Below are 10,296 nucleotides of genomic sequence, written 5' to 3'. Positions count from 1 at the left end.
TTTTAAGCCCAATTTGAGGATGAGAATGCTTGAATTTGTCTATATCAAACACCAAAGTCGCCTAGATGTGCCCTTGCATGATCACATTGAGGTGTTAGACCAAGTGGGCGATGGGGTGGAGTGCGTGGTGGCTAATGTGCCCTTGCAGGGGGCTAAGAGGGTGGCTAGAGAGGTTAATTTTTTGCTAGAAAATAGCACCCAAGACCCCTTAGACTTAGCCAGTAGCCTCTCTTTGCTCTACGAGGCGCACGGCTTGCAATTTGACTTTGATTCGACTAAGAGGACTTATGAGGGGGAGGTGGTTGAGTTTTTTAGTTATGACTCTAATATTTGCCAATACCACCAACGGCGCGTAGAATGCTGTGGGAAGTGTAGCGAAGTCTGCCCCACTGAGGCGATCACTAAGTTAGACCCCCAGATCGCCCAAGAAAAGGGCATAGAATGTGCAGACAACCGCCATTTGGTGATCAATCATCAGGCTTGTGTTGATTGTGGCAAGTGTATTAGCGTGTGCCCTAGTGGGAGCTTGAGCTATTCTAGCTTTAGCTTGGAGTGCGTCCAAGAGGTGGCTAAACTCTATAGGGGCTATATCCCCCTACTCTTAGATCACAAAGCAGAGCTACCCACTATCCCACTTAAAAAAGAAATCTTGCCCCTCTGTCTTAACCTCAACACTTTAGAACAAGTCGCCCTACTCACACTTTTGCAAGAGAGTGGCGCGCAGGTGGTGATCTATGCCCCCCAAGAGTTAGGTATTGGCACTCTGCAGAGTATTGCCCTACTCAATGGCATTTATGCCCAACTCCACCAACAAGAAGCGATCTTGTTAGCTAGCGATCTTGAGAGTTTGCAAGGGTGTTTGCAGCGCGCCCAACGCCTAGAATCCACCCACTTCACCCCCCCCAGCATCCCAGCACACACCAAGCGCGATCTCTTTGCCCAACGCTTAAAACACGCCATAGCTCAAGGGGATTATGGGCGCGTGCCCTCAGCAAGCTTTATTCGTTACGGGCACATAGAGATCAACTCTAATTGCACCTTATGTCTCTCTTGTGTGGGGGCGTGCAACACCAACGCGCTGAGTGTAGATGGCAATACCTATACCCTGCTTTTTAATCCCAGTCTTTGCACCACTTGCGGGTATTGCGAGGCGACCTGCCCTGAAAAGGATTGCCTGCATTTGGAGCGCGATGGGATCGCCCTAAACCCCTCTTATTTTGCGCCCAAAATCATGGCACAAGATAGCCTATTTGGCTGTAAAATGTGTGGTAAGCCCATTGGGACCACTAAAAGCGTGCAAAAGATCGCCCAAATGATGACCCCTAGATTTCAAGGCGATGCGCGCAGGATCGCTACGCTGTATGCCTGCCCGGATTGCAAGGTCAAAATCATGCTAGAAGACATGCTAGACATCAATTCTATTTTAAAATGAATATAGATTCCAATCTCACCTATGCGCGCGCGCTCTATTACCGCCTATGGCATTACATGGTGGTGTTTGTGCATGATGAAAGCGTGTTTAGTGAGTTAAAAGCTTTGGTCAATCACTTAAAAGATTTCCCCTTTGATCCCAGCACAGCGCACAGCTGGGAAGAGTTGCATGCCTTTTTGGAACAAGGACTAGAAGCCTTTAAAGAGGAGCAAAACGCCCTACTCTTTGCCCCCGGGGAGGGTTTTATCCCTATGAGCGCGTCTTATTATTTAGAGGGACAAGACAATGGCAAGAAACGCCTAGAGGCGATCGCGCTTTTAAAGCAATCAGGCTTGCGCATTGAGAGCCACACGATCACAAGCCCCGTGGCTGAGGACGATCTAGCCTTTTTAACCTTGATGATGAATGCCTTTTTACAGCAGTTGTTAGAGGATCAGAGCTTTTTTAGCCTGCATGAAAAACTCTTTAAAGACTTTTTCCACCTCTTTAGCGATGCTTTTATAAAAGCCATTGCTAGCCATGAAAAAAGCGCGTGTTATCTAAACTTCGCTACAATCTTAGGTGCATTTATCCAGCATGAAAGGTTGTTTTTCAACCTGGTTTAGGAGGTTGTATGGAGAACAGACGCGAGGCACTCAAAAAGCTAGGCGTATTAGGAGCGGGGGCATTAGCCGGGCAAAGCCTGCTAGCAACCATGCCAGAAAGACACTTCCCGGACACGGACAAGGGTAGCAATGGCGTGGTGGTGGGCAAGAGCAATAAAAAAGAGATACTTTATCACAAAACCCCCGCTTGGGAGATTTTTTATAAAAGCGTGTGGTAATTTGAGAAAGGAAGTAACATGGGAAAATTAAGTCGGCGCTCTTTTTTAAAAATGGGCGCAATCGGGGCAGGGGCAGGGGCAAGCCTTGCCTTTGCCAACACCAAAGTGAGTAAAAAAGAAAACACCATTGACCCCAATGAGGGGGTCAAAAGGGTTAAAACCATTTGTAGCATTTGCTCAGCTGGGTGTGGAATCATCGCTGAGGTTAAAGACGGGGTGTGGATTCGCCAAGATGTCGCTCAAGATCACCCCATTAGCGCGGGTAGCCACTGCTGTAAGGGCGTGGATCAAATTGACTTAGTCAAGTCTAAAATGCGTCTTAAATACCCGCTCAAAAGAGAGGGGGGCAAGTGGAAACGCATTAGCTACGATCAAGCCATCGATGAGATCAGCCAAAAAATGCTTAAAATGCGCGAGCAATACGGACCAGATAGCATGATGTTTATGGGGAGTGCTAAAATGAACTCCCAGCAAGCCTATTATTGGCGCAAATTTGCCGCCTTTTATGGGACAAACAACATAGACCATGTAGCCCGCATTTGACACAGCACCACAGTCGCCGGTGTGGCGAATACATGGGGGTATGGTGCGATGACAAACCACTTTGGGGACATTGTCGGGCATTCTAAAGCGATTTTGATGATTGGGCTTAATACGGCGGTGAGTAACCCCATTGGCTTTAAGCACTTTTTGCAGGCAAAGGATCGCAATAACGCTAAGTTGATTGTGATCGATCCAGTCTTTACCAAGAGTGCGGCTAAGGCAGATATTTATGTGCGCATCCGCTCGGGCACCGATATTGCCTTTATTTATGGCATGTTGCATTTGATCTTTAAGCATGGCTGGGAGGATAAGGAGGTTATTAAAACTCAAGCTTACGGGATTGAGGAAGTTAAAAAAGAGGCACTCAAATACACCCCCGAAGTGGTGGAGGACATCACGGGCGTGCCCGCAGATTTGCTCATCCAAACCACGCGCGTATTTGCTACAGCTAAGCCCGCCACTTTGGCGTGGGCACTAGGGATCACCCAGCATAGCACGGGCAGTGGCAACACGCGCATGCTCTCTATTTTGCAGTTGGTGCTAGGCAATATGGGCAAAAAGGGCGGGGGTTGTAATATCGTGCGCGGGCATGACAATGTGCAAGGCTCAACAGACATGTGCTGTTTGGCGGATAATTTGCCCGGCTATTATGGGCTAAGCGAGCCTAGTTGGCGTTATTATGCCAAATGCTGGGGGGTGAGCTTTGAGAGTTTGCAAAAACGCTTTTTTGCCCCTGAATGGATGCACAAAAAGGGCTTTAGTATCTCGCTTTGGCATGAGGGCGTGTTGCAAGAGGCTAAAACCCACTCTAGCGCGCCCATTAAAGGCTTGTGGGTGCAGGGCAATGGGGTGAGCTCCCTAGCGCACAATGTCAAAATGGCAGAGGCGATTGAGAAATTAGATTTAATGGTGATTGCCGAGCCCTTTTTAAATGAGGCGGCGATCCTCACAGAAAAACCCGATGGGGTCTATGTCTTGCCCATTGCAACCCAATTTGAATGTGAGGGGATTGTGGTCGCCACTAACCGCGCCGCTCAGTGGCGATCCCAAGTGGTTAAACCCCTCTATGAAGCCAAACAAGATCACGAACTGATGTTTGAAATGGCTAAGAAGTTTGGCTTTTATGAGGAATACACTAAAGCCCTACTCTGTGATTTTGATAAAAATGGGGAATTGGTGCAGGTGCGAAAAAGTTTTAGCTGGCCCGAAGATGCCACTAGAGAGATCGCGCGCACGGTGAAAGTGATAGGTCTTGGGGGTTGGACTCCCGAGCGGCTCAAAGCCCAACAAGAAAACTGGCACATGTTTGACTATGTAACACAGGAGGGCTATGGTCCGATGAAGGGGCAGTATTATGGCTTGCCCTGGCCAGCTTGGACACCACAGCACCCCGGCACGCCCATTTTATATGATATTAGCACCCCCACCAAAGAGGGGGGCATGGGCTTTAGGGCGCGCTTTGGGGAGGAATACAAGGGGCAGAGTTTGTTAGCCGATAAGAGCGTTACGATCAAGGGATCGGCAATCAAGGGCGGTTACCCTGAGATCACCAAAGCCAACATTGAAAAAGTGCTAGGGATTAAGCTTAGCGATCACGAAAAAGCCATTATGGGGGATAATTGGAAGGTGGATACCAGCGGGCTTATTCAAAAGAAATGCGATGAAAAAGGCGTGTGTGTCTATGGGAATGCGCGTGCGCGTGCTATTGTGTGGAATTTCTTAGATCAAATCCCGGTGCATAGAGAGCCCATCCACTCCCCGCGTCCGGATTTGGTGCAAAAATACCCCACCATTAAAGACCAAGTGAATAACTTTAGGGTGGATGTGCGCTACGCCAGCGAACAAAACAAACAAGAGTGGGCTAAGCAATACCCCATTGTGATTGCCTCCATGCGCTTGGTGAATTTGAGCGGGGCGGGGATGTTGGAGCGCACCAGCAAGTATCTATCCCACATCACGCCCGAGATGTTTTGTAACATCCACCCCGATCTAGCCCTCAACCACGGCATTAAAGATGGGGAGATGATGTGGATTCACTCTCCTGAGGGGACTAAAATTAAAGTCAAGGCGATTTTTAGCCACGCGGTTACTCCCGATCGCATTTGCATGCCTTATAGCTTTGCGGGGATTTTACAGGGCGTGGATTTGTCTCATCGCTACCCTGAGGGCACCAAGCCCTACACCACAGGAGAGAGCTCCAATACGATCACCAATTACGGCTTTGATCCGGTCACGCAAATCCCTGAGTTTAACGCCGGGCTTTGCCGTATAGAAAAGGCTTAACATGGCAAATCTAGCACCTGCTCAACAAATCCCCAATGCCAACCGCATGAAGTTTTATTGCGATGACAACCGCTGTATTAGCTGCTTTGCCTGCTCTGTGGCGTGCTCGCACTCTAACGAGCTAGAAGTGGGGCTTAATCGGCGCAAGGTCATCACCCTTTATGAGGGCGTAGAGGGCAAGGAAAAATCCATCTCCATTGCCTGCCAGCACTGTACGGACGCGCCCTGCGCGCAAGTGTGCCCGGTGGATTGCTTTTATATCCGCGAAGATGGGATCGTGTTGCACAATAAAGAAACTTGTATTGGCTGTGGTTACTGCCTATATGCCTGCCCCTTTGGCGCGCCCCAATTCCCTAGAGATGGGGCATTTGGGGTTAGGGGCGTGATGGATAAATGCACCATGTGTGCGGGCGGTCCTGCACCCACCCACTCCAAAAAAGAAATGGAGCTCTATGGGGTCAACCGGATTGCTAGCGGACAAGTGCCCATGTGTGCAGCCACCTGCTCGACTAACGCGCTTTTAGTGGGCGATGCGCTCAGCATTGCAGACATTTATAGACGGCGTGTGATGGCAAAATACGCCAACGCCCAAGACTTTCAAACCAAGAGGGCGCACCAAGTGCAGGGCGCGACACCTTAAGGGGAGCTGATGAAACTTTTTCTCATCTTAGCAGGTTTAGTAGGGGCTTTGAGCGCGCAGAGCACCCCCCTAGATCAAGAGCGCATTTTAGGTATTCTGCCCTATGGGCAGAGGGACACGGGCAAGCTAGGCGAGCTTTGGACGCTTTGGCAGGGGCATTATTTTTTATGGCTTTTTTTAGCCGTGGTGCTGGGCGTGGCTTTTGGCTTTCTCTTGCACTATCTTGTCATTGGTCCTAAAGAGTTTAAGCATAGTGGGCAGAAAGTGCCTTTTTTTAGTTTGTTTAACCGCATCATCCACTGGATCGCCGGGATCAGTTTTATTTTACTTGTGCCCACTGGACTGATCATGATCTTTGGGGATTTCTTTGGGGGTGGGGCATTCGTGCGTGCGTGCCGCATTTTACACAGCGTGGGCTGTGTGGTGTTCATGGTGGCGGTGTTGCCTATGTTGTTCATGTGGCTTAAAGACATGTTCTTTAGGCTAGCAGACATCAAATGGCTAGTGATCATGGGAGGCTATCTCTCCAAAGAGAAAAAACCCGTGCCGGCTTATAAGTTTAATGCAGGGCAGAAGATGTGGTTTTGGATCGCCACTTTGGGGGGGTTGGTGATGATTGCTAGTGGGGGGGTTTTGTATTTCAACACCGCGGATTTGAGCGCGATCGCTAGCTTTTTGGGGCTTTATCAAATTTCTTTGTTGCGCTTGAGCGCGCTGGTGCATAATTTCTTTGGTTTGGTCTTGGTGGGCTTTTTCATTGTGCATATCTACATGTCCTTGTTTGCGATCAAGGGGTCTTTGCAATCCATGGTTGATGGGCATAAAGAGGAGGAGGAAGTGCAGATTTTGCATAGTTTGTATTACCAAGAGCGCATGAGGGCTTAGGTTTTGGAGTTTTTAAGTGGATTACAAAGGGTGTTGTGTTAGAAGTGAGGGGCTTTGGCACACATTAAAACAAAAGGAGAGTTTATGCCATACATCAATATTCGTGTTTCTAAGGAGCATGGGGGGGCTAGTGCGGAGCAAAAGCGCGCGCTCATCAGCGGGGTAACCGATTTGGTGGTTGATATCCTAGGCAAGAAAAGAGAAGCCACCATTGTGATCATTGATGAGCTCCCCACAGATAATTGCGGTTTGGGCGGAGAGACTATTACACGGCTAAGGCACACGCCTCCTGGACAAAAACAAGATTGAGTTTGAGCCCTCTGAAGATACTCTTCAATGCCTCTGTGTTGTTAGGTGAGCTCACAGGGATCGGGTTTTATACCCTCACCTTTGCTAAGGCTCTAGAGGCTCACTTTAAGGGGCGCAAGGATGTCCAGTTGTATTGGTGGGCGCGGGGTAAATTTTATGAAAACCTCGAGGAATTACAACAAGCCCGATCTCTCTCTCTCTCTCTCTCTCTCTCTCTCTTTGCTATCGTCTAAAAATCCCTACCGCCGGTGGCTTTTAACAGGTATAAAAACCATTCTTGGTGAAAAACTCTACATCCACCTCAAACACCGCTTTTTGTTGCGATGGATGGTCTGGCGGGTTAGCGAGCCCTTTGATCTCTACATTGAACCCGGAGGGCAGTATGCCCCTAAAGTAAAAGCCACGCAGATTTTAGGTTGTATCCATGACATACCCATTTGTGATCCAACAGGATGGGCTCTTCTCGACAGCTATTTAGTGGTTTGGAAATACCAAATGTTCCCCCAAATGCAACGCTACACAGAGGCTATTTGCTTTAGCAAGGTGATCAAAAAAGACATTTTAAAAACCTTTGGCTGGTCTAGCTCTAGAGTGCATCTGATTTACCATGGACTAAGAGACTATTTAGAGACCCCTTTGGAGGGTTTGCCACCCAGTATTACCAAAGACTTCATTTTAGTGGTGGGGGCTAAGGCTAGGCGGCGCAATGTGGGTAGACTCATAGAGGCTTTCAAACTCTTGCCCACACACCTACAAGAAACCCACCAAATTGTGCTAGTAGGGGCTCCTATTGACTTGCTCAAAGAAGATGTATTTGCCCACCAACAGCCCTTTGTCCAAAACTTGCACTATGTCAAGGATGCTTTGCTGAAAACTCTCTATGCTCGTGCCAAACTCTTATGGTGGGGCTCTACGGCTGAGGGCTTTGGCTTGCCCATGTTAGAGGCTATGCAGGCAGGTTGTGTGGTGTTGGCTAGTGATGTCTCTTGTATGCCTGAGATTTTGGGAGATAGTGGGATTTATTGTAACCCTTATAATGTAACAGACATTGCCAACGCCCTAGAACAAGCCCTCATAGATGAAACCCTGCGCGCAGAATGTCGGATTAGGGGTCTAGAGCGGGTCAAATCCTTTAGTTTTGAAGCAAGCATGGCTGAACACATAGAAGTGGTGGAGGGGATGTTGGGGGCATTCCGGGACCCTTCCCATTTGGCTTAGACGCTCTTTGTCTCAAGATTTTAGCGTTGGGGTGTAGCCACACCCAAGCCACGACTGCGTTATAAAATTTGGTTAACTTAATCCAACTTCCGGCTAAGATTTACAAAAGAGTTTAGAGACGCACCCAAATGCCTCAAAGTGTAGGCATACGGATTTTGCGCTCTTTTAGAGAGCGTTGCATGGGCGTTGACGATGTGTTGAGTGCCCCTAACTCTGCAATTCCTCAGGCGAGAGCTCCTCATAGAAGCGTTCCACATCTAAATGCGCGCCTAGGTATTGCGTGATTTCCTTAGCGTCTGTCAAGGCGTTTTCTAAACAGCTAGTTGCGCCCGGAGAGGGAGTCATGTTAAAGGTGATGCCCTGATGGGTGATGATTTTGTGGGGGCGCGTGTTTTCTCCATGGAGATTTCTGTGCAAGTAACCTTGTGTTGCTTCATATTCCTCGCATGGTGCATTTTTAGGGGGACTCTTTGCGCGGAGAATAGAAAGACGCAAACACCCTTTTAAAAACCAGCAGGCAATATGAGGCAATTATTTGACTCTATACCAAAAGCTCGAATTTAAATATATTGCTGATTCTCTGTCCCACAACACAAAAAAGACAAGACTTTTGCTGTATCAGGGAATATCACAAATTCTTACATGCATTGTGAGTGGAGGTGTGGAATCGTTATTTATGGAACAAAAGCACCCTAATACCACGCACACTCTTTTTAAACCACTCCATGTGTCCACTTAAAGCCCAAAGCCTAATTCTAAAGCACACGCCTGAGCTTTATTTAAGAACACGCCTATTTGAGCTAAACAAAAGCAATAGAGGCCACTACAGAGGCATCGCCTCTTCTAATAGCCACTCTGTGGATGCTGGTATAACCTCCATTGCGGGTTGCGTATTTAGGGGCTAATTCTGTAACTAGCTTGTGGGTGGCGTGTTTGTCTTGTAGATAAGAAAACACATGGCGATGCGCGTTAAAATCCCCTTTTCTAGCCACACTGACAAGCTTTTCAATGTAGGATTGTAATTCCTTTGCCTTGAATACACCAGTTTGGATTTTCCCATGCTCAATGAGAGAAATGGCAAGGTTTTTAAGCAACGCCTTTCTGTGCGCGCTGGTCCTGCCTAATTTTCTAAAGCGATTCTTGTGCCGCATTAACGCTCCTCATGTTTTAATTTCTCTAACTTGGCTTGCAAGGAAGCCTTGAAATCTGGTGCGAGATCCGCGCCCACAGGGTAACCCAACCCCTCTAGTTTTTCGGCGATCTCATCGTAGGATTTTTTACCCAAATTCTTGATGTTCTTGAGTTCGTAAGCGTCCATCAAGACCAATTCTCCCACATATTTAAGCCCGACTTTATCTAGGCAATTAAAACAACGCGCGCTCAAACTCAAGCTTTCGATCTCCATCACAAGGTCTTTTTCCAAGCCTTCTTCTAGGTGAGCACTCCCCTTGCAATCGGCAATATTGGTGTTGAAAATATGCATTTGGGCGTTCATGGTTTTGATAGCGTCTTGGAAAGCGCGTTGGGGGTCTACTTGCCCATCACTCTCAATCTCAAAGATGAGCTTTTCAAAATTGGGATTGCCATCTACAAGCATGTTTTCAATGTTGTAAACCACCCTTTTAACAGGGGTAAAATACGCATCCAAGGGGATATAACCGCTGGTGATGTGCCCCCGGATACTCTCAGAGGGGACATAGCCCATGCCCTTTTGCACGATGAGAGAAAACTCTAAGTTCACATCTTCATTAATCGTGGCTAAATAGGCATCGTGGTCGATCACGCCAATTTCTTCATTTTCCAAATCGCGTCCGCTCAATTTGGCTGGTCCCTTAAAAGCATAATGCACCACCACTTGTTCGTTCTGGGTGTTCTCTAGGTGTTTGCCAACCAGGCGGATATTTTTCAAATTAGCGATGAACAAGGTCATGTCCTCAGAAACCCCGCGCAAAGAGTCGAATTCATGGTTAGCCCCTTCAACCTTGATTCCAATGGGTGCGTAGCCCACAGAGCTTAAAAGCAAGAGCCGTCTTAGGGGGTGGGCTAGGGTGATGGCATAGCCCGCTTCAAAGGCAGAAACGCAAACCCTGATATGCCGATCGCTAATCCTCTCTACACTAATATCCATGGGGACTTGTGGCGCTACTTTAATCACTTTCATGC

General features: G+C 48.0%; 11 protein-coding genes and 1 pseudogene. 9 read left to right on the top strand and 3 right to left on the bottom strand.

Features of this window, described 5'->3' with window-relative positions; genetic code table 11:
- Positions 1-25 precede the first annotated feature (25 nt).
- From EAO37_RS03945 to EAO37_RS03910, 9 genes are all read left to right on the top strand, one after another.
- Complete coding sequence (locus EAO37_RS03945) at positions 26-1,432, top strand: 4Fe-4S binding protein (RefSeq protein ID WP_120951682.1); 1,407 nt, start codon at positions 26-28, stop codon at positions 1,430-1,432.
- Positions 1,429-2,037, top strand: coding sequence for a molecular chaperone TorD family protein (locus EAO37_RS03940; protein WP_120945427.1), 609 nt, complete (start codon positions 1,429-1,431; stop codon positions 2,035-2,037). The genes EAO37_RS03945 and EAO37_RS03940 overlap by 4 nt, the downstream gene beginning before the upstream one ends.
- 8 nt (positions 2,038-2,045) lie before the next feature.
- Positions 2,046-2,255, top strand: coding sequence for a hypothetical protein (locus EAO37_RS03935; RefSeq protein WP_120945429.1), 210 nt, complete (start codon positions 2,046-2,048; stop codon positions 2,253-2,255).
- An 18-nt stretch (positions 2,256-2,273) separates the two neighbouring features.
- A complete protein-coding gene (locus EAO37_RS03930) occupies positions 2,274-5,081 on the top strand; it encodes a formate dehydrogenase subunit alpha (protein ID WP_120951679.1) in 2,808 nt (935 codons plus the stop codon).
- Between the two features lies 1 nt (position 5,082).
- Positions 5,083-5,721, top strand: a complete 639-nt coding sequence (gene fdh3B, locus EAO37_RS03925; RefSeq protein WP_120951676.1) for a formate dehydrogenase FDH3 subunit beta — start codon at positions 5,083-5,085, stop codon at positions 5,719-5,721.
- A gap of 9 nt (positions 5,722-5,730) precedes the next feature.
- On the top strand, positions 5,731-6,606 hold the full coding sequence (locus EAO37_RS03920) for a formate dehydrogenase subunit gamma (protein ID WP_120951673.1): 876 nt from the start codon (positions 5,731-5,733) through the stop codon (positions 6,604-6,606).
- Between the two features lie 84 nt (positions 6,607-6,690).
- Positions 6,691-6,915, top strand: a complete 225-nt coding sequence (locus EAO37_RS03915) for a 4-oxalocrotonate tautomerase family protein (protein WP_120951670.1) — start codon at positions 6,691-6,693, stop codon at positions 6,913-6,915.
- Entirely contained in the window at positions 6,912-7,148 is a 237-nt protein-coding gene (locus EAO37_RS09235; RefSeq protein ID WP_162982955.1) for a hypothetical protein, read from the top strand. Before EAO37_RS03915 ends, EAO37_RS09235 begins: the two co-directional genes overlap by 4 nt.
- Complete coding sequence (locus EAO37_RS03910; protein WP_120951801.1) at positions 7,072-8,133, top strand: glycosyltransferase family 1 protein; 1,062 nt, start codon at positions 7,072-7,074, stop codon at positions 8,131-8,133. The genes EAO37_RS09235 and EAO37_RS03910 overlap by 77 nt, the downstream gene beginning before the upstream one ends.
- A gap of 207 nt (positions 8,134-8,340) precedes the next feature.
- On the opposite strand, the pseudogene EAO37_RS03905 reads toward EAO37_RS03910, so the two are convergent.
- From EAO37_RS03905 to EAO37_RS03895, 3 genes and pseudogenes are all read right to left on the bottom strand, one after another.
- Positions 8,341-8,511 (bottom strand): annotated as a pseudogene (locus tag EAO37_RS03905) (malate:quinone oxidoreductase); the annotation flags it as partial.
- 422 nt (positions 8,512-8,933) lie between these two features.
- Complete coding sequence (rplQ, locus tag EAO37_RS03900) at positions 8,934-9,284, bottom strand: 50S ribosomal protein L17 (RefSeq protein WP_120945441.1); 351 nt, start codon at positions 9,282-9,284, stop codon at positions 8,934-8,936.
- Positions 9,284-10,294 (bottom strand): DNA-directed RNA polymerase subunit alpha, encoded by a 1,011-nt coding sequence (locus EAO37_RS03895; protein WP_120945443.1) that lies wholly within the window; start codon positions 10,292-10,294, stop codon positions 9,284-9,286. Before EAO37_RS03895 ends, rplQ begins: the two co-directional genes overlap by 1 nt.
- Positions 10,295-10,296 lie beyond the last annotated feature (2 nt).

The organism is Helicobacter sp. L8 (genome assembly GCF_003660355.1).
Classification (GTDB): Bacteria; Campylobacterota; Campylobacteria; order Campylobacterales; family Helicobacteraceae; genus Helicobacter; species Helicobacter labacensis.
Note: the sequence above shows the minus strand (reverse complement) of the source record. Positions and strands in the feature narration are given on the sequence as shown.